The sequence below is a fragment of the Paraburkholderia sp. D1E genome, from assembly GCF_052682275.1.
Window position 1 is genome coordinate 6,394,979 of sequence record NZ_JBQYMB010000001.1, and the last position, 20,077, is coordinate 6,415,055.

14 protein-coding genes are annotated in these 20,077 nt (G+C 61.4%); 6 read left to right on the top strand and 8 right to left on the bottom strand.

Annotated features, from left to right (window positions below):
• Nucleotides 1–26 precede the first annotated feature (26 nt).
• Together ACUN0E_RS28840 and ACUN0E_RS28845 are read right to left on the bottom strand one after the other, a co-directional pair.
• Entirely contained in the window at nucleotides 27–1,253 is a 1,227-nt protein-coding gene (locus ACUN0E_RS28840; protein ID WP_445568747.1) for an ABC transporter substrate-binding protein, read from the bottom strand.
• A 252-nt stretch (nucleotides 1,254–1,505) separates the two neighbouring features.
• Complete coding sequence (locus ACUN0E_RS28845; protein WP_445568748.1) at nucleotides 1,506–2,702, bottom strand: acetyl-CoA C-acetyltransferase; 1,197 nt, start codon at nucleotides 2,700–2,702, stop codon at nucleotides 1,506–1,508.
• A 345-nt stretch (nucleotides 2,703–3,047) separates the two neighbouring features.
• Here ACUN0E_RS28845 and ACUN0E_RS28850 point away from each other — a divergent pair, with 345 nt between their 5' ends.
• Nucleotides 3,048–4,988 (top strand): AMP-binding protein, encoded by a 1,941-nt coding sequence (locus tag ACUN0E_RS28850; RefSeq protein WP_445568749.1) that lies wholly within the window; start codon nucleotides 3,048–3,050, stop codon nucleotides 4,986–4,988.
• Nucleotides 4,989–5,116: 128 nt separating this feature from the next.
• Here the strand turns inward: ACUN0E_RS28850 and ACUN0E_RS28855 are convergent, their stop codons facing one another.
• Complete coding sequence (locus ACUN0E_RS28855; protein WP_445568750.1) at nucleotides 5,117–5,989, bottom strand: alpha/beta fold hydrolase; 873 nt, start codon at nucleotides 5,987–5,989, stop codon at nucleotides 5,117–5,119.
• Between the two features lie 295 nt (nucleotides 5,990–6,284).
• Here ACUN0E_RS28855 and ACUN0E_RS28860 point away from each other — a divergent pair, with 295 nt between their 5' ends.
• Nucleotides 6,285–7,226: a LysR family transcriptional regulator gene (locus tag ACUN0E_RS28860; RefSeq protein WP_445568751.1), complete on the top strand. Its 942-nt coding sequence runs from the start codon at nucleotides 6,285–6,287 to the stop codon at nucleotides 7,224–7,226.
• Nucleotides 7,227–7,371: 145 nt separating this feature from the next.
• Complete coding sequence (locus tag ACUN0E_RS28865; RefSeq protein ID WP_445570535.1) at nucleotides 7,372–8,028, top strand: TetR/AcrR family transcriptional regulator; 657 nt, start codon at nucleotides 7,372–7,374, stop codon at nucleotides 8,026–8,028.
• A gap of 138 nt (nucleotides 8,029–8,166) precedes the next feature.
• Here ACUN0E_RS28865 and ACUN0E_RS28870 read toward each other — a convergent pair whose 3' ends face one another.
• The 5 genes from ACUN0E_RS28870 to ACUN0E_RS28890 form a co-directional block, all read right to left on the bottom strand.
• A complete protein-coding gene (locus tag ACUN0E_RS28870) occupies nucleotides 8,167–9,276 on the bottom strand; it encodes a porin (RefSeq protein ID WP_445568752.1) in 1,110 nt (369 codons plus the stop codon).
• 443 nt (nucleotides 9,277–9,719) lie between these two features.
• Complete coding sequence (locus tag ACUN0E_RS28875) at nucleotides 9,720–12,296, bottom strand: ATP-binding cassette domain-containing protein (RefSeq protein WP_445568753.1); 2,577 nt, start codon at nucleotides 12,294–12,296, stop codon at nucleotides 9,720–9,722.
• A 73-nt stretch (nucleotides 12,297–12,369) separates the two neighbouring features.
• Nucleotides 12,370–13,629: a sugar ABC transporter substrate-binding protein gene (locus tag ACUN0E_RS28880; RefSeq protein ID WP_445568754.1), complete on the bottom strand. Its 1,260-nt coding sequence runs from the start codon at nucleotides 13,627–13,629 to the stop codon at nucleotides 12,370–12,372.
• A gap of 95 nt (nucleotides 13,630–13,724) precedes the next feature.
• Nucleotides 13,725–14,750, bottom strand: a complete 1,026-nt coding sequence (locus ACUN0E_RS28885) for an ABC transporter permease (protein ID WP_445568755.1) — start codon at nucleotides 14,748–14,750, stop codon at nucleotides 13,725–13,727.
• 473 nt (nucleotides 14,751–15,223) lie between these two features.
• A complete protein-coding gene (locus tag ACUN0E_RS28890; protein WP_445568756.1) occupies nucleotides 15,224–16,051 on the bottom strand; it encodes an SDR family NAD(P)-dependent oxidoreductase in 828 nt (275 codons plus the stop codon).
• A 183-nt stretch (nucleotides 16,052–16,234) separates the two neighbouring features.
• Here ACUN0E_RS28890 and ACUN0E_RS28895 point away from each other — a divergent pair, with 183 nt between their 5' ends.
• From ACUN0E_RS28895 to ACUN0E_RS28905, 3 genes are all read left to right on the top strand, one after another.
• A complete protein-coding gene (locus ACUN0E_RS28895) occupies nucleotides 16,235–17,113 on the top strand; it encodes an amidohydrolase family protein (protein WP_445568757.1) in 879 nt (292 codons plus the stop codon).
• Nucleotides 17,114–17,412: 299 nt separating this feature from the next.
• A complete protein-coding gene (locus ACUN0E_RS28900) occupies nucleotides 17,413–18,924 on the top strand; it encodes an aldehyde dehydrogenase family protein (protein WP_445568758.1) in 1,512 nt (503 codons plus the stop codon).
• A gap of 46 nt (nucleotides 18,925–18,970) precedes the next feature.
• A complete protein-coding gene (locus ACUN0E_RS28905; protein WP_445568759.1) occupies nucleotides 18,971–20,041 on the top strand; it encodes a zinc-dependent alcohol dehydrogenase family protein in 1,071 nt (356 codons plus the stop codon).
• Nucleotides 20,042–20,077 lie beyond the last annotated feature (36 nt).

A 20,077-nucleotide genomic window follows, 5' to 3' on the forward strand; every position in this document is an offset into this window, starting at 1 on the left:
CGTTAAGCGCCAGGCCGCTTCCCTATTTACTTACGCGCGTCCTCGACGATCGACTTTGACGGACGCGTTGCGCCGGCGGGCACCACCTCGTCGATGTCGAGCACGGCCTGACCGAACTGGGCGCTTTTAACGATCTTGCCAAAGTAGACGGGCACTTCAGCTTCGTGGTCATACTGGCCGAAGCGCACCTTACCGCGCAGCGTGTCGAAGGTGCCCGTTTCGATTGCCCGCATGACCGCATCCGGGCTGGTTGATTTTGCCGCGGTGACGGCCTGGGCCCAAGTCATCACGCAGTCATAGGAGACGCTTGCCCAATCCGACGGATAGTTGCCCGTGCGGAACTTGAACAGCAAGACGAACTCCTGCGCCTGCGGTGTTTTCCCGAGATAGTTGAACGGCGCGTATTGATATCCTTCCGTGCCGATCGGTGCGTTGTCGCCGAGCATTTTCAGCGTATCCGCATCGACTACCGTCATGAAGTGATTGTTGATCTGTTTGAAGAACCCTACCGCGTTGGCCTGCTTAGAGAACGTCACGAGGTCCGCGCCAAAGATCTGGGCCCACACGTAGTCCGGCTTCGCCGCGAGGATCTTGTTGATGCTCGCGGTGTAATCTATTGCGCCAAGCTTCGGATATTCCTCGACGACGATCTGGGCCTGCGGATTCATCTCCTTCAGGAACGCCTTGAATCTCGCGGCAGCCGAACGTCCGCCCGCGTAGTCGGGTATGAGCAGCGCGTAGCGCCGGTACGGCTGTTTGGCGAGCCGGGCGGTCATTGCGCGCATCAGCATGTAGGTCGTCGGCGCCATCGAGAAGACGTACGGCTGATAATCCTTCATCGTGATCTCCTCGGCGGCCGAGACGGCAACGCACATCGGCACCTTGAGCCGGGCGGAGACCATTTTGCTCACGGCGAGGGTGCTGCCTGACGAGATCGGCGAGAGCAGCAGGGAGGCACCCGCTTCAACGAGCGCGTTAGCCTGACTGATTGCGCGTTGCGGATTGGTGCCGTTGTCCTGCTTGTCGAACGTGACCTGTTGTCCGAGTACTCCACCACGTTTGTTTAGGGTGTCGATCGCGAACTGGATCCCGGCAAGCGACTGTTCGCCGAGTGCGGACGCAGGGCCGCTGAGATCGAGCGAGCCGACGATTTTCACGGGCGTTGTGCTTTCTGCACCCGCAATCGTGCTCGACAGGGCGAGCAGCAGGCCGGCAAGCAATGCGCCGACACGGGTGAGCGAAATTCGATCCATTGAGAGGTCTCCTCGTTGTGGTTTGTTCACATGTTGTACGTTCGTTCGGCACCCGAGGACAATCTCGGCGAACGAATCGTTCCACGCTTCGAAACGGGAGAGGGGGGGCGAATCCGCCCGGCCGGAACTGAAGGGGTAGGCCTTTATCTGGGGCGAGCCCGGTTGCTTTCGGGGCGAAAGCCTGCCGTTCAAAAGACGTGGCAGCGCGAAACCGCCACGCGTCATTACGCCGTCAGTATTCCGATAGCTGGATCACGCTGCTTCGAACAAGGCGGCCAGACCCTGGCCGCCGCCGATGCACATCGTTTCGAGACCGTAGCGCGCACCGCGGCGGCGCAATTCGTGCAGCATCGTTGTCATCATCCGCACACCCGTCGCGCCGATCGGGTGACCGAGCGAGATGCCGGACCCGTTGACATTCAAGCGGTCGACGTCGTTCCACTGCCAGCCCTTCATCACGGCTAGCGCCTGCGCCGCGAACGCTTCGTTCAGTTCGACCAGATCGACGCGATCGAACGAGAAGCCGGTGCGAGCGAACAGGCGCTCGACGGCAGGCACAGGGCCGATGCCCATCTTCGACGGTTCGCAGCCGGCAGCGGCCCAGCCGACGAGATAGCCGAGCGGCGTCAGTTCGAGCTGATCGAGCACGTCCTCGGCGACGATCAGGCACGCGGACGCGGCGTCGTTCTGCTGGCTGGCGTTGCCCGCCGTCGTAATCCCGTCCTTCATGAGCGGCTTGAGCTTGGCAAGGGACTCCGCCGTCGTGTCGGGGCGAATGCCTTCGTCGCGCGCGAACATCACGGGATCGCCCTTCTTCTGCGGGATCGCGACCGGTACGACTTCGTCATCGAAGCGGCCGGCTTCCCAGGCCGCAGCGGCGCGTTGCTGGCTGCGCGCGGCAAACGCGTCGGCTTCCTCGCGCGTGATGCCGTACTCGCGCGCGAGGTTCTCGGCCGTTTCTACCATGCCCGAAATGTAGCCGAAGCGCGTTTCTGGCTGCGACCGTTCACGGCCGCGCTCGAGACGATCGTGGAAGCGTACCGAGCCGGAGCGTTTGCCCCAGCGCATGTCGGTCGTGTAGTACTCGATGTTGCTCATGCTCTCGACGCCGCCAGCGAGTACTACGTCCGCCGCGCCGCTCTGGACCATCATCGCCGCCGTGGCGATGGCCTGCAGTCCGCCGCCGCAACGACGGTCTAGCTGCATCCCCGGCACGCTGATCGGCAGGCCCGCATTCAGCGCGGCCCATCGTCCGATACAGGGCGTCTCGCTGCTTGCGTACGATTGCGCGAACACGACGTCGTCGATGCGCGACGGATCGATCTTCGTGCGCGCGAGCACGGCCTGGATGACCGTGTCCGTCAAACCTTCCACCGGGATGTTACGGAGGCTTCCGCCGAACGCGCCGACCGGGGTGCGAACGGGTGCAACAATGGCTGCTCGTCTCATGAAATTTCCTTCTGTGTTGTGGGTGGCACGCGTGCGATTCGATACGGCATGCCATGTCGAAATGTCCGTCCACAATGCGGCGCGCGTCGAGCGAGCGTCAACGTGCACCCGGAAATATTTCCGTACTTCGATAGGAGGGTGAACAGAGGGGCAGTTGTGCTGGACGCAGACACGCGGCCTGCGCGGGGCCGTGGCGTGTGCCCGGTGATATGCCGCAATTCCGTTGCACGGAACATGCGATCTCGTCGCGTTGACTTGGTGGTGTCCTCCACTCACGATGGACAGAACAATGAACAGGCCGATTTCCGACCTGCTCTTACCTCCGCTTACCCGCCTGGAACTTCAATGAGTGAACATCAGAGGAATGTGTGGAATCCGACGGCTGACGATATCGCTGCGTCGAACGTCAATGCGCTGATCGCGCGTTTGGGGCTCAGGGACTACGACGAACTGCTGGCCTTCTCGAATGCGCAACCCGACGCTTACTGGCGAACGGTGGTCGATTTCTGCGGCATCGTCTGGGATACCGGCTACCGCACGTATGCGGATCTGTCGGCCGGTCGGGAATTTCCGAAGTGGTTCCGCGGCGGCGAACTGAACTGGGTGCGGACCGCACTCCAGTGGGCGCACGATCCGGCGACGGCGCAACAGGATGCGGTCGTCGCCGAGCGCGAAGACGGCTCGGTTCAGCGTTTGAGCTACAGCGAGCTGGCGCAGCGGGTGGCGTCGTTCGCGGCAGGCCTGAAGGCACAGGGCGTGCGGCGCGGAGACCGCGTCGGCCTGCTGATGGAGAACGGTGTTGAGGCAACGGTGACGCTGCTGGGCCTTGCGTGGCTGGGTGCGGTCGCGGTGCCACTCTTCAGCGGCTTTGGCGTCGATGCCATCGTGTCCCGGCTGTCGTCGTGTTCCGCGCGCGTGCTGGTGGCCACGACGGGGTTCTCGCGCCGCGGCAGGCGGGTCGATACGCGCAAGCTGGTCGACGAGGCGCTGACGCGGCTGCCGGACATCGACACGGTGATCTGGAAGCACGCGGACGAGCCGATCGAATTCGGTGCGAACGTGCTCGACTGGCGCATGGTTGCCGGCGCGCAGCCGGACCCGTTGCCCGAGCGGATGTTGCCCGAGGATCCGTTCATGGTGATCTACACGTCGGGCACGACGGGCAAGCCCAAAGGCGCGGTGCACACGCATGGCGGCTTCCCGCTGAAGATCGCGCACGACTCGGCGGTGCATTTCAACGTCAAGCAGGGCGACGTGTTCTGCTGGCCGGCCGACATGGGGTGGATCGCCGGCACGCTGGTGCTGTCGAGCGCGCTGCTGCGCGGCGCGACGCTGGTGTGCTATGACGGCGCGCCGGACTTTCCGGACTGGTCGCGCATGTCGCGGCTGGTCGAACGCCACCGCATCACGCATTTTGGTTCCGCGCCGACGCTGATCCGCGGGCTCGCGGCGAATGAAGATATTGCGATGCAGGGCGATGTGTCGACGGTTCAACTGCTGATTACCGCAGGCGAGGGCATCGATCCTGAACATTTCAGCTGGTTCCAGAACGCGTTCGGATCGGGGCGCCGTCCCGTCATCAACTACACGGGCGGCACGGAGGTATCGGGGGCGCTGCTGTCGAGCGTGGTGGTCAGGCCGATCGTGCCGGGCGGGTTCAACACGGCGTCGCCGTCGGTGGCGGTCGATGTTGTCGGGCCGGCGGGCGAATCGCTGGTGGATACGATCGGCGAGCTGTCGGTGCGCGCGCCGTTCGTGGGGATGACGCAGTCGTTCTGGCAGGACGATGCGCGCTACCTCGAAGCGTACTGGCGCGCCGTTCCGGGGATCTGGGTGCATGGCGATCTGGCGATGCACCGTGCGGATGGGCACTGGTTCATGCTGGGCCGCTCGGATGACACGATCAAGCTCGCGGGCAAGCGGGTGGGTCCGGCGGAGATCGAGGAGGTGCTGCTCGAATTGCCGGAGATCGCCGAAGCGGCGGCGATCGGGGTGGAGGATCCGGTGAAGGGGCAGAAGCTGGTGGTATTCGTGATCCGCACGGCGGGCTCGCAGGTGTCGCAGGCGGAGCTCGAACAGAGTCTGGCGAAGCATGTTGATGGCAGGCTGGGACGGCCGTTCCGTCCGGCCGCGGTGCATGTGGTGACGCACCTGCCGAAGACGCGCAGCTCGAAGATCATGCGGCGGGTGATTCGCAGTGTCTACACCGGGCAGTCGCCGGGGGACCTGTCGTCGCTCGATAATCCGATCGCGCTGGACGACATCCGGCTTGCCGCCGGACGTTGAGTTGCAGGCGCGATGAGGGCGGTTCGCGGACCGGCAGCGCTTGCGGGTTGCCGGTCTGAAGAGACAGGCGGCGCGGGTACATAGGGTTCGCCCGTCTCAACAGCGCGCCGTCCGGGCCGCGTACGGACCTATGCACCTAACCCGAGCAGCTTGGCAGGACCACCCGTGGGCGAGTTAATCGGCGCATTGCGCGAGAGGAATTGAACGGCCGCCTTCCCGAACACATCGTTTCGGTCGCCTGCCACCATATGTCCGGCTTCGACGACGTTTACGTATTCCGAGTGCGGGCAGAGTTCGAGGAATTCGCGGACACCCGCTTCGCTGACAACGTCGGAACTGCCGCCGCGCACCAGCAACGTCGCCAGCGTCAGGTCGCGCGCGCAAGCCGAGAACCGCTCGTGACGCGTGCGCAGATCGATGGGGCCGGCGAGGAACTGAGGGTCCCAATGCCACCGATAGCGTCCGTCGTCGCCCAAGCGGACGTTCTTGGACAGACCGTCGAGATTGCGCGGGCGCGATTGAGTCGGGCGGTATTGGCTGATCGCGTCGGCGACTTCCGCGAGTGAGCCGAATCCGTCAGGGCTTTGCTGCATGAATGTGTGAATTCGGGCGACGCCGGCGGGCTCGGTGTATGGCACGATATCGACGAGGATCAGCGCGTTTGCCTCAACGTGGCGCTCACCGGTTGCAACGAGGCTCGTGCCTCCGCCCAGCGAGGCGCCGACGCGCACGGGCCGTTGTCCACCGAGCGCCGCTACGACGCACTGGAGATCCCGGACCAGCGCGTCCTGGCTGTAATCGCCATCGGGACACCAGTCGGAATCGCCATGTCCACGAGCATCGTAGGCGACGGCAAAATAGCCGGTCTTGCCGAGCAATTCGCCGGTTCCGCCCCATGCGTGGCGGGTCTGGCCGCCGCCGTGCAGCAAGATGACGAGCGGGCCGTCGGGATGGCCCCATGTATCGCCTGCGAGCCGGATGCTACCGGAACCTTTCCACATGTACATCGGCTCCGGGGTGCCCGGAAGGCGGGTTCCTGCTTTCATTTTGATCCTCATGGCTGGGTAGGCACGACATATGATTGGCGTGCGGCGGCGGGACCTCCGGCTGGGCGTCGCGCGAATGGACAAGGCTGATGGCGTGTGGACGAGGAAGCCGAGACCAGCGGCGCTCTGCGCGTCCTCCCCAAACTTCGCCGGCGGCGGCAACTGTGTCAACGTCGGCGATCACGATGTTCCGTACTGTGATCGATCGACGGCGGGCGTTTATCGAGCAAAATTCGTAGGGATAGGATCAATGGATACGCTACAAATGATGCGAATATTTGTTCGCATTGCAGAGGAAGGCAGCTTCACGGGAGCAGCTCAACGCCTGAATATCACTAACGCCAATGCGTCGCGATCTATCGCGCAACTGGAGGCGCATCTGCGCACGCGCCTGCTTAATCGCAGCACGCGCCGCGTCGTGCTCACCGAGGCAGGGCAGCGCTATCTCGAGCGATGCGAGCGGATTCTCGCCTATATCGAGGAGGCCGAGGCAGAAGCCGCGGATGCGCAGGTCCGGCCGTCCGGAAAGTTGCAGGTGCACGCGACCACGAGCTTTGGCCAGACGTATGTCTTGCCGGCGGTCATGCGCTATCGGGAACGCAATCCTTCGGTAGCCGTCGAGCTGACGTTGTCGCAGCATGTGCCCGACCTCCTCGACGAAGGCTATGACGTTTCGCTTCAATTGAGCATGTCGGATCTTCCCGATTCTGGCTTCGTATCGCACCGGCTCGGCGATGTGTATAACGTGCTATGCGCGGCGCCGGCCTATCTGAGCGAACATGGCACGCCTCGTAAGGTGCAGGAGCTTCGCGGACACTCATGTCTGCAGATTGTCTCATCCGTGTTTCCGCGCGATCGCTGGCATCTGGAGGGACCCAGTGGCCACGAAACGTTCGAGTTTTCGCCAGCAGACTTTCAGGTGAATGTGGTCGATGCGCTCGGAGTAGCGCTGCGGGAGGGCGTCGGCATCGGCGCACTGCCCATGGCGACGGCGTTGCCGGCGCTGCGCAGCGGGGCACTGATCCGCGTGCTGCCTGAATATCATTTGCAGAAACTGACCGCTTACGTACTGTACGCGTCGCGCCAATACCTCGATGCGAAGATCAGGACGTTCGTCGAATTCCTTCGGGAATTCGTGCCGGAGGCGTTGATGGCCGACAAATCGGCATTGTGCCTGTCCGGGCCGCCGTGATCCGGCGCGTCGGCGGGACGCTCGCTCCGGTGCGCGACTGTTTGCACTGTCGCCCGCACGCCGCGCCGTCTGCCGTCGGCGATTACGCTAACTAGCTTGCATGACAAAAGTACGATAACCTCCCAAACATTAGATTGTGTGGCGGATATACGTGCGAAAACGAAATGTAAATCCCAGTGCGGATACCCGGGAAAACCTCCTGCGATTGGCGGCGCGCTCCTTTGCAACGCAGGGGTATGCGGCGACCACGATGCGCGCCATTGCGGACCAGGCGGGCATCGAGGCGGCGAGCATCTATTATCACTTTGCGTCGAAGGAAGAGTTGGTTGACGTCGTGATGGAGCACGGCGCGGACAGCATCGTGCAACACATCAAGGAACATTTCGACGCATTGTCGCCCGACGCGACCGCCGAGGATCGCTTCAAGGCGGCGCTGATTGGGCAGATGAGCGCGCTGGTCAAGTTCGGCGACTACGCGCTGGCGCACGGCCGGCTACTGACCCAACTGCCGGACAATGTGCGGGAGCGTCAGGTCAAGCGACGCGAGCGGCATCAGCAACTCTGGTCCGGGGTGTTCGACGACCTGCGCGCCGAAGGTTTTTTGCGCGAAGATGTCGATATCGCGCTGTGCCGCGTGTTCGTCCTGGGCTGCATCAACTCCGTCCAGACGTGGTTTAATCCGAAGAAGGGCACGCTGGACAAAGTCGCGGATCAGCTCTGCACTATGTTCTTCGAGGGCGTGAGACCTGTCGCCAAGCCGCGGCGCAGTGGTCGTAAGCTGGAGGCAGCCGCCTCGTCGTGACTATGCGACGCTGGCGGTTCCAGGCAGCGTCGGGAGAATGAGAAATTCGCCGGCTCTGTCACGTTACGCTCGCGCGCGGTTCGGCGATGGAGGAAGACGTGGTTGTCCTCCACCGCTACGAGCATTAGACCCGAATGACTAGAACTGTTTGTTGATCCCGATGACGGTGCCGACGGTCGTCCCCGGCGGGCCGTATAGTGCATTGTCGATAGACAGCCCGAGATTCTCGCGGCCGTGGTTGTTCGCCACGCCGACCTCCACATACAGCGACGTCGATTTCGACAGGAAATATCTTCCCGTCAGCGCGCCGAGAATGCCATGGGTGTCCGAGTTGTGCGGATCCACGGAATACCAGACGCCCGAATTGATGTCGAGAGTCGGGATCGGATAGTAATCGAAGCCGAGGTTCCAGACGTTGTTGCCGCCGCCGCTCACGACGCCGTTGGTGACGGTCGTGGGAATCTTGTAGCTGGTGAAGGATCCCTTGACCGTGAACGGACCGAAGTTGTAGCCTGCGCCGATCATGCGCCCCGAGAACGGCTGCTGAAACGTCGTCAGCCCGGCCGCGCTGTTTCCGGAGGTTGAGGTGTACATCGCAGCGTTCACGACCAGTCCGCCGTACCCGTAGCGCGCGCTGACTGAGTACTGCTGTCCCGCCCGGAAGTCTCCCGCCATGCCACCCAACGCGTACATCACGCTCGCGGAAAATCCCCCGATACTCGGACTCGTATAGGTAATCGCGTTCGGGTTGAACGTGCCCGTGAAGGTATTGTCGGCGTACACCGAGAACGCGGTGCCGAACTGCCCCGCGTTGCGCGGATCGGCCTCGTAGATAGCCAGTACGAACGGCGAATACTGCACACCGGCCTTCAGTTCGCCGAAACCGCCGTTGAGCGCCACCCAAGCCTGTCGGCCGAACAGATTGCCGTTACTGTTGTCGAAGCCGCCGTTGACGAGGCTGACACCGCTCTCCAGCTTGAACGTCGCCTTCAGTCCGCCGCCCAGATCCTCCTGCCCCTGAAGTCCGAAGTTGGTCGGTACCAGCCCGGAGCTGATGAGGCTGACCTGCTTGCCGCCGTTGCCGCCAGTTGCCGAGTTGAGCGTTTTGTTCGTGAACAGTACGCCCACATCCAGCGTGCCGTAGAGCGTGACGCTGCTCTGTGCCCACGCACACGCGGGAAGAAGCGATATGGCGAGTGCGAGTATCGATTTCTTCGGGGAAAAGCGGGGCGACCGACAAAAAATCATTTTGGTATCCGAAGTTAACAGGTTGCGGAAGTGAAATTTGTTATTGATGAATCCAGTCATGCATCGATGCATGTGGCAGTTTTTTTGTTTAGCGGTTCAAACTCAAATTAACCTAACGTTAGGTAGAATGCGGTGCGTGCGGTCGAATCTCCATTGGGTTTAACCCGCATCGAAACTGTGTGTGTTTGTGCCGATCCATTGGGTGAATCGGCGCGTTCCGTACTTCAATCTAACTTTCGAATCGGGCGGTCCGGAATGTCATTTGCTATGCGGAACAAACTGTCTGGTCGCGAACTTTCAGAGGGAGGAAGAGGGGGATTCTTCGATATCGTACGCATGCCGCCTCGGCGACGATTCGTTAGTGAGATTTGCGGCGTGGAACAAATATTTCGACTCGATCTGTGGTAACCAGATCACAGTTTCGTTTTCAAATCGTCTTTGCATTACTGAATATTTTGTGGCAGCTTGGGGCGGGTCCTGGCTGTCCTACGTCCGTCGTTCGCCAGTGCATAAGCAGCGACCGCCATCAACAGAATCCCCGCGTACAACAACTGACTCACGGCATTGGGCACCCCGAGAAACTGGGTCGCATTGCGGAGCACGGTCAGGAAGATTGCCCCGAGCATAGCGCCTAGGAACGTGCCGCGACCGCCGTTCAGGGTTGCACCACCGAGGAAGCAGGCAGTGAAGGTCGGAATTGCCAGGTCGAGGCCCACGTTGTTGCTTCCGATACCGACTTGCATGGACAGGAAAACACCGGCGACGGCTGCGCCCAGTGCTGCGGCGAGGTAGCCCATGGTCTTGATGCGGTTGGTTCGGATGCCGATGCGTTGGCTCGACCCGGCATCAAGACCCACCGCACGGCAAGACAATCCGGACCTCGTCAGGTGCAGCCAGAGATCCAGCAATAGTCCGATTACCACGATGCCCAGGAAGACGAAAGGGACAGGACCGACGCCGCTTGCCGTGTTCGTTGCCAACTCGGGTGAGATTGAACCGGCCGGTAGTGGCCGTAGAAGCACGGCGATGCCCGTCAGGATTCCTGTTGTCGCAACGGTGGCGACGATGGCATTTACCTTCAGAAACAGTGTCAGGCATGCGTTCATGAAACCAACGGCGACACCTACGGCCGATACGAGTAGCAAGCCCTGAATGATGGATCCGGCGATGTAGTCCGACAGGACGAATGAGGCGACACAGACCGCGATTGTCATTGAGGCGCCGATGGAAATGTCTATACCGCCTGTAATGAGATTGAACTGTTGGCCGAGGGCTGCACAGATGAGGGGCAATCCCAACACCATCATGTTCGCGACGTTCGATGAGGTCAGGAAGAATGGGACTTGACTGGTGGTATAGAGGCTCACAACTGCAAGCAGCAAGAGGAGGACAAGCACCGGCAACTGTGGGGAAGAGAGCGCTGCCGCGAAGCGGCGGGATTGAGTTTTAGTCCGGGAAACGTTGGGGCTCGTTTCCCAGCTGGTGCTGGCGCTGACGAAACGTTGCACAATATCAGCCTCGCCGAAATGGCCTTGCAACTCGTCGATGACGACACCGTCGGCCATGACGTAGACCCGATCGCAAAGACCGGCCAGCTCCGAAGAGTCGGACGAATTGAGCAGGACACCGACGCCGGCTTCCGCTGCGTTCGTCAACACACCGTAGATGTCCAGACGCGCCTTGGCGTCGACACCTTGGCATGGCTCATCTACGATGAGCACCTTGGGCGCCCGCAACATCGGTCGCGACAATACAACCTTTTGCTGGTTGCCTCCCGATAGGGCACCGATCGGCTGGTATGGCGATGCCGTAACGATACCGAGCCTGGCGACAGCTTCCCGGTATCGGGGCAGTAAAGATCGCCGCAGCGCCAACCAGGCAGGACCAGCATCCCGGCCCAACTGCAGAGTGCTGTTGTCCAGGATCGACATAGCTGGGAAAATTGATTCAGCTGCGCGGTCACCGCTTTGAAAACTGATGCCTGCTTGCAGCGCCGCCGCCGGAGTTGCTGCAAGTACCTTGCCGTCCAGATGCACGGAACCGGCCTTGCGGTCGATCCCGATGATTCCGCGAAGAAGGTTCCGTTGGCCATTGCCCTCGGCACCCGCGACGCCGACGATCTCGCCGGCGTGAACCGTGATCAAGACTGGACCGAATCCGGGACCTTCGATATTGCGCACATCAAGAAGCGGTGTGCCGACGGTTGTCTTGCTGCATCGCAAAGGAAACTCCAGTCCGACCGGTGCGCCGACCATCAGCTCCACGATCTCTTCGACCTGCCAGTTCATTTGCGTATGGGTCCCCTGGATGACACCGTCACGGATGACTGTGAGGCGGTCGGCCAACCGGCGCACCTCTTCAAGTCGATGGCTCACGAAGATGATGGCCATTCCGGCGTCCCGGGCAAGCATGATGAGGTCATGGATCTGCGCGGCTGTCTGCATATCGAGGGCGGCCGTCGGCTCATCAAGCACCAGCACTTTTGGGGAGTGCAGCATCGCCCGGACGACCTCGAGAATCTGACGCCCGCCAGGGCCGAGCGAGCTTACGGTGTCGCCCGGTCCGAATGGAAGCTTATAGCGGGCGAGGACACTCCTAAGATCCTCAGGCGTCGGTTCACCGAGAATGTGAAAGGAGACTTCAATGTTCTGGGCGACCGTCAGGCTGCCAATTAGTGAGGTATCCTGATAGGCGGTCATCAGCCCGCATCGGCGTGACTCGCGCGGGTCGCCTATCTTCAGGGTCATATCGCCGATCTGGACCGTACCGGAATCGGGAACAACGATTCCGGCGGCCACTTTGATGAGGGTAGATTTCCCCGAACCGTTCTCCCCGACCAACGCGTGGACCTCTCCCGCGCGGCACGCAAAGTCCACCCTGTTCAAGGCAACCACACCGGGAAACGTCTTGGTTATCCCGGACAATCTGAGCACCACTCTTTCCGCGCTCATGCCCCCGTCTCGTTGACCAATTCTGGATGACTGAGCCTGCGAGAAGGCGGAAGCGTTTTCAATATTCATTCAAAGTCTCCTCCCGCGATACCGAGCCACGGCCGGGTCTCGGGGGAGACCCGGCCGTGGCCGCTTGAGTGGCTCAATACTTCAGCGCCATGACCGTGTCTTGCCCTTCGAGCAGACTGCCGTTAAGTGTGACTTCGGGCAGTGCGAGGTCCTCTTGCTTGATCACGTCAGCAATATTGATAATTTCCATGGGATAGTTGATCAGCGTCGAGGATGGTTTCTTGCCGTCCCGGATTTCCAGCCCCACCACAAGGGGGATAACCATCATCCATGAATTATTGGGCATCACGAATACGTCTGGCTTGAACCCGTTCTTCCACGCTTCCTTGTACGCCAGTAACGAACCGTGTGTGCTGCTACCACTGAGCACAATGGTCGGGATGTCGTGGTCGCCGGCGGCAGTGTAGGCGTTGATGAAATCTGTTGCCGACTCGTCGTAGGCGATCAGCGCGGGCTTCTTGCCAGATGCCCGCAGCGCAGCGGCCGCCTGGACAGTCCCCTGCGGGGTCCAGTTCGTCGTCCCGTCAAACACTTTTGTGAAGCCTGCAGTATCCAGCGCTTTTTCGGCGCACGGCTGCCAGATATGGGCAGAGGGATTGCCCGGGATACCGGTGAACATGGCGTAGGTGAACTTTGTGACGCCCTCGTCTGCAAGGCGCTTCTTGAGGGTCGGCGCGGCCGACTTCCACATGCCGCAAACATCGGAGTGGACCCGTACCGTCAAATTCTTCGCGATACTGGGTTCGGGCTCGCTGGACCCGTTGACGACAGGAACGCCTGCGGCCGTCGCCTGCTGGATGACCGGTCCCAACTGGTTAGCCACGGTGGCGAACCAGGGTACGATTAAATCCGCTCGCTGTGCGATTGCGATGCGCCAGTCGGTTGTGTGCCTCTGGAGATCGGGGCCGCTGTCCATATAGACGATCCTGGCGACTTCGCCGCTCTTGATGGCATACGTGACGATCTCAGCGCGTGACTGGCTAAAGTAAGGGTGCGCCAGGTCGGAAAGAAGGAAGAGCGAGTACTTTCCCTGGCCCGTCTCGCACGCGGTACTGGCCATGCACTTGTCAAAGATCGCGCGCTGGGCGCCGGTCAGCGGCACCGATCCTGCCATGAATATTTTCTGGATCTCCGGTGCCAGCGCGCTGACGTCAACGGTCGGGTTCAGAACTTCTGTCGCAACCTTATGCAGGGTTGCAGTGTCGGTCGGGGGGATGGTGCTCTGCGCCATGACCACGGTTGTCGAAAGGGTCAAGGTGAATGCCGCCGCCAGCAATAAAGTCCAATGCCTGGTTGAGCACTTCAGTGTGACGAGTGCAGATGTCTTGTTCACGATTGCTTGTCTCCATACTGTCGATTGAGTTTTTAATTGATGGACGATCCCAAGCTACGGGCCGAACTGGCGAGCGAGCAAGGGAAACACATCCATTACTTCTTGCCGGCGAAGATGCCGAACATCGGCAGACGCTGCCACCCTTGCCGGGCGAGCAGGGCAAGCGTGTTCGCGGCGACCGCCAGGATCAGCACGACCCCTTGAACCATCAGGCGCACGCCTGGGCTGAAGTTCTGGATCGCGAGCGCCTGATCCAGGACTTGCAGAAGCAGGCAGCCAGCAATCAGCGACGACGCACTGGCGGGGCCACCGGAGAACAGCGCGCCGGCCACGCCTACGGCTGTCACCGTCGTCAACATGTACGGCATCCCCAGATCGGCATTGGGCACACGCACGAATCCCGCCAGCAGGGTGCCTGCGGTAGCGTAGAAGGCGCCCGCGACCGCAAAGGTGATCAGCGAGATCAGGTTGACCCGCACACCCAGGACCCGTGCAGCGCGCCGGTTGGTTCCGGTCGCCACCAATTGACGTCCGGGCCGGGTAAGAAGGAGTGCCGCGGCAGTGAGTGCCGACAGCACGATGGCGACCACGAAAATCGCGCTGACGTTGAAAAAGTAGCGGGTGGCCAGCTTTCGCAGCCACGCGGGCGCCTGTCCGTCGCTCGAAAACGTCTGTCCCATCCATAGCACGAGCGTGGCGCCGACGATCGTATTGACGGCAAGGGTGACGATCAGCGAGTTCAGACGGAAAAGGGTGATGAGAGTCCCACTGAGCAGGCTGATACCCATGCACAGAACGACCGCCACGAGGAACGATCCAGAGCCGCCGAAACTGCCGAGGTAGTGCACGTTCACCGCAGCGCCGAGGGTCATCAGCGATCCGACCGACAGGTCAATAGATCCCAATGTGACCACCAGAAGCTGACCCAGGCTCGCCAGGAGAAGAACACCCGTGACAGCCGTGATGAGATTGATCGATGGTTCCGCGTAGGTTGCAGGTGTCGTTACGGCAGCCACGAGCCCCACAGCGATCAGCGCCACCCAGGCGACCAGAAAGCGACTGGGCAGCCGATACCTCAGGTCAACGAGCAAGCGGGATCGCGGCGGCCGGCGAAAATTCATTTTGGTATCCGAATCTAAAAGTTGACGGAGGCGAAATTTGCTGGTGATGAATCTAGTCCTGCGCCGATACGCGTGACAGCTTTTGTTCACACTGTTTAAGCGTCAATTAATCTAACGTTCGGTAGAATGCGATGCGTGGAGTCGTATCTCCATTGGGTCTAACCCGCATCGAAACTGCGCATATTTGTGTCGATCCATTCGGCGGATTGAAGCGTTCCGTACTTCAATCTATCTTTCGAATGGGGTGGCTCTGAATATCGGTTGTTATGCGCAGCAAAATGTCTGGCCGCGTATTTTTAGAGTGCGAAAGTGGGGAAATTCTTCGACATCGTACTCACGCCGAACTGGAGACGATTGGTTAGCGGATTTTGCCGGGCGGAACAAATATTGCGATTCTTTTTGTGGCAATCGGATCACAGCTTTGAGCGAAGTGTGGCACCGTCCACGCGATCGTCGCGGACGGCACCACGAAATTACGACGCGGATTTGCCCATGGGCTTGGCGAACATCATGTGCGACATACCGCCGTCGCACGCGATCGCCTGGGCGGTGATGTAGCTGGCTGCCGGCGAGGCCAGGTACACGATGAGGTCTGCGACTTCGTCAGACCGGCCCACGCGGCTCATCGGCAGCATCGTGGCTAGCTGGTCGAGAATCTCCTGCGGCACGGAGCCGCGCGCCATTGGCGTGTCGATGACGCCGGGCAGTACGACGTTCACGCGCACGCCGTACGACGCCCATTCGTGTGCCATCTGACGGCTCAACGTGATGAGCGCGGCCTTGCTCGGACCGTAGGCGCCGCCCTGCGAATAGCCGTGCACACCGGCTAGCGAAGCGGTATTGACGACGGCCGCGTGCGGGCTCTTCTTCAGATGCGGCAGGGCGCTGCGCGCGAGCATCAGCGCGCCGTCCACGTTGACCTGGAAGCCGCTGCGCCATTCATCAATCGAAACGTCCTCGAGCATCCCGGAACGTACCAGCGCGGCGGTGTTGATCACGACATCGAGTTTGCCGAAGTGCTCGAGCGTCTTGTCGATCGCCGCGTCAATGTCCACCTGCTTCGAGACGTCAAGGCCGAGCGAGATTGCGCTTCCGCCGTGCTGCGCGATCTCGTTCGCGACGCGTTCGGCTTGCCCGGCACGCAGGTCGGCGACGACCACCGAGCCGCCGTTTGCCGCGAACGCCTTCGCGCTGGCTTCGCCCATGCCGCTACCGGCGCCTACGACAAGCGCGGTCAGGCCTTTGATGCGCGAATGGATCATCCAGTCGCGCGGAGAGTCATGTGCAGATTCAGCGTTCATTCGGTGTTCCTTAAGGTGTGATGGGGTCTTCCATCCGTGTTCATGAGGGTTAAACCGGATGGTGGCTTTTTCCTTCGTCAATCAATCTACCAATCGTTAGGTTGATTAACAATCGCAAATAACCCGGATGAATGTGGAACTTCAATAGTCCATTTCGACGTTGATGCAACGACAGGACACGCCATGATGGAAGCAACCGAAGACCAATGGGTTGATGCCCATTTCCATATTTTCAATCGGCGCCGGCTCGGCTATAGCTGGCTCGATCAGTACAGCACCGAAGTGAGCCAATTGCTGGGCGATTACCGGGCGCTCGACAAGGACTATCCGCCGGAGGAATTTCTGGCGGATTCGCTTCCTTCCGGGCTGACGAAGGCCATCCACATCGAGGCTGCATTCGGTTCCGATCCGCCGGAGGAAACCGGATGGATCCAGAGCGTGGCCGATCAGCAGTCGATCCCGCTCGCCATCATCGGGCACGCGGATCTGACGTCGCCGGATGTGGAATCGGTGCTCGATCGCCATTGCGCGTTTCCGTCTTTTCGCGGCGTGCGGCGCTTGTTCGCGGCGGACGAGGCGTCGTCCGTCACGTTCAGAAAGGGATTTGCCGCGCTTGCCGAGCGCGGCCTGATCTATGAGGTCGCGTCGATATGGAGCAATTGCTTCGACTCAGTCGGGAAACTCGCGGATGATTTTCCGGACACGCGCATTGTGATCGAACACTGCGGCATCCCGATGCAGACGGACGATGCTTACCTCGATGAATGGCAGCGCGCGCTGTCACGTCTGGCCGAACGGAAGAACGTCGTTTGCAAGATGTCGGGATTTGGAATGATCGATCACGCGTGCACACCCGAGCGGATTCGCCTGCTAGTCCGGCGCATGGTAAAGGCGTTCGGTGCGGATCGATGTTTCTTCGGCTCGAACTGGCCGGTCGATTCGCTATATATGAAGACCTACGGCCAAATCATCGACACTTATCGCAATGCGGTCGCCGGCTATTCCGCCGATGAGCGGAGGGCGATGCTGAGCGGCAACGCGTCGCGCGTCTATCGCATCTGACCCTTCGTCTCGAGGGTTGCCTGATTTCGCACCGGCGAGTGTCCGCCGGATCGTGTCGAAGTACGGAATCTAATCGCTCGATCCAACGCGGAACCAGCCATCGGTGTTTCAATTCTGCAGACGTAGGGACTATCACTCATGACGGTCCTTCGCATGACACCTAAGCTATCTAACGTTCGTAAGAAAATTTCGCGTTGTCGTTCGACCGATCGGGGCGTGGCGCGCTGCGAGGGGGGCACTCGACCGGGATCCTCAACGAAGGTCTGGCGCTGGCCGATTGAACTGAACAAGGAGAAAGCATGAACAAGGACACCGTAGCGACGCATGCCGCGGCAAGCGACGCCGATGCCGGTGTAACCAAAGCGCGAGCGTGGATCGGCGCGGGCCCCAAACGTCTGCTTATCGGCGGGCGCTGGGTGGAGGCTGCATCGGGCAGGACCTTTAAGGTTGTGAATCCGGCGACGGAGGCACTGCTTTGCCATGTGGCGGAAGCTGACAGCGCGGACGTCGACGCAGCGGTGGCAGCCGCGCGCCTGGCATTCGACAAATCGTCCTGGGTGGGAATGAGCCCGCACGCGCGTACTCGTGCGCTGCTGCGCATGGCGGATCAGGTCGAGCGGCACGCCGGCGAACTCGCGGCGATCGAGACGCTCGATAACGGTATGCCCCTGTGGTACAGCAAGGCCGCCGTCGCCGCGTCGGTCGACATTTTCCGGTACTACGCTGGATGGTGTTCGAAGATCCTGGGTAGCACGATCCCGTCGGATGCATCCGGCTTCGTCTACACCCTGCGCGAGCCGCTCGGCGTGTGTGGACAGATCATCCCGTGGAACGTCCCGGTCCTGATGGCCTCCATCAAGCTGGCAAACGCGCTGTGCTGCGGCAACACGCTGGTGCTTAAACCTGCCGATCTGGCCTGCCTGAGTTCCTTGCGTCTGGCGGAACTCGTCGAGGAGACGGATCTGCCGCCGGGCGTGATCAATGTACTGCCGGGCTTCGGCGTCACGGCCGGCGCGGCGCTCTCGTTGCATCCCGACGTCGACAAGATCGCCTTCACGGGTTCCACGGCCGTCGGCAAGCAGATCGTGCAGGCCTCCACGTCGAACCTGAAGAAGGTGACGCTGGAACTCGGCGGCAAGGCGCCGAACGTGATCTTCGCCGACGCCGATCTCGACAAGGCCATCCAGGCCGCGGTCAAGACCTTCTGCGGAAATTCCGGCCAGGTGTGCTCGGCGGGTACGCGGCTGTTCGTCCACGAGAGCGTGTACGACGAGGTATCGGAACGCGTGGTGAGCCTTGCCTCGACCTACAAGGTCGGTGATCCGCTTGCGGCGGACACGAAGCTTGGCCCGCTGATCTCGGCCACGCAGCGTGACCGGGTGCGCTCGTACATCGACGCCGGCCAGTCCGCCGGCGCGTCGCTGCGCGCCGGCGGCGCGCAATGGACGGGCGAAGGCTACTTCGTCGAGCCGACTGTGTTCGGCGGCGTGACCAACGACATGCGCATCGCCCGGGAGGAAATCTTCGGCCCCGTGTTATCCGTCATCCCGTTTCGGGACGAGGAAGACGCTGTGTTCCAGGGCAACGACACCACGTACGGTCTGTCGGCAGCCGTATGGACGCGCGACATCGGGCGTGCGCACAAGGTCGCGCGTGCGCTCAAGGCGGGGCGCGTATGGATCAACACCTATGGCGAGGCCGATCCTGCGATGCCGTTCGGCGGTTACAAGCAATCGGGCTGGGGGCGCGAATTCGGGCAGGATTCCATCGACGCGTACACGCAGGTGAAGGCCGTGATGCTGCGGATGTGATCCGGGACCGGTTCATCCATTCAGATTCGACTTGTCAGGAGTAGACATGCGAGGCGTGGTATTCAAAGGGGATCGCAAGCTGGAGCTGATGCAATTTCCCGACCCGACCCCAGGGCCGGGCGAAGCCGTGATCGAGATGAAGGCTTCGGGCATGTGCGGCAGCGATTTGCATTTCTATCGGAACGAACCGGCGGAGGTGATCCGGTCGTTGGGTTTCAAGGACCTGGCGTCGCGCGGTATCGACGAGCGCGCACCGGTCATCGGCGGTCATGAGCCCTGCGGGGTGATCGCCGCCGTTGGCGCGGGGGTGGACTCGCGGCTGTTCAAGGTCGGCGATCGAGTGACGGTGTTTCATTACGAAGGCTGTAAGCACTGCGATTCGTGTCGCACCGGCTGGACCCAGTTATGCGACCAGGGGGCCACGATTCACGGCGTGATCGCGCACGGTGGCCATGCCGACTACCTGAAAGTACCCGTTTCGTCGCTCGTTCATTTGCCGGAGGAGATGTCGTTCGCGGGGGGCGCCGCTGTGTCCTGCGGAACCGGCACTGCCTATGGTGCGCTGCTGCGCCTCGACATCAGCGCGCGCGACACGCTGGCGGTGTTCGGGCTCGGCCCCGTCGGCCTGTCGGCCGCTCAACTCGCCGCGGCGATGGGTGTCGAGGTGATCGGCGTCGACATCTCGGCCGACCGCGTCAGCCGCGCCAAAGAGTTCGGGGTCGCTCACGCGATCGACGGCAGCAAACTGGACCCGGTGGCCGAGATTCTCAAGCTTACCGGCGGCAAAGGCGTGAGTTGTGCGATGGATTGCGCCGGCGGGGAGGTGCCCCGGCAGCAGGCGGTGCGTTCGACCCGGCCGTGGGGCAAGATTGCGCTGGTGGCCGTCGGCGGCAGTTTTACCGTCGATGCGATGAAGGATCTGATCGGCAAGCAACGCACTGTGATCGGGTCCTATACGTTCTCTGAAGTTGCCATGAAGGATTGCGCACACTTCATCGCCGATCACGGTGTCGAAGTGGACAAGCTGTTTACCGACTACTGGCGGCTCGAGCAGGCCGACGAAGCATATCGCCAATTCGATGGCCAAGCTTCAGGCAAAGGCGTATTTACGTTCTGACGCATATACGCGACCAATTTCACTGTTATCGAAGTG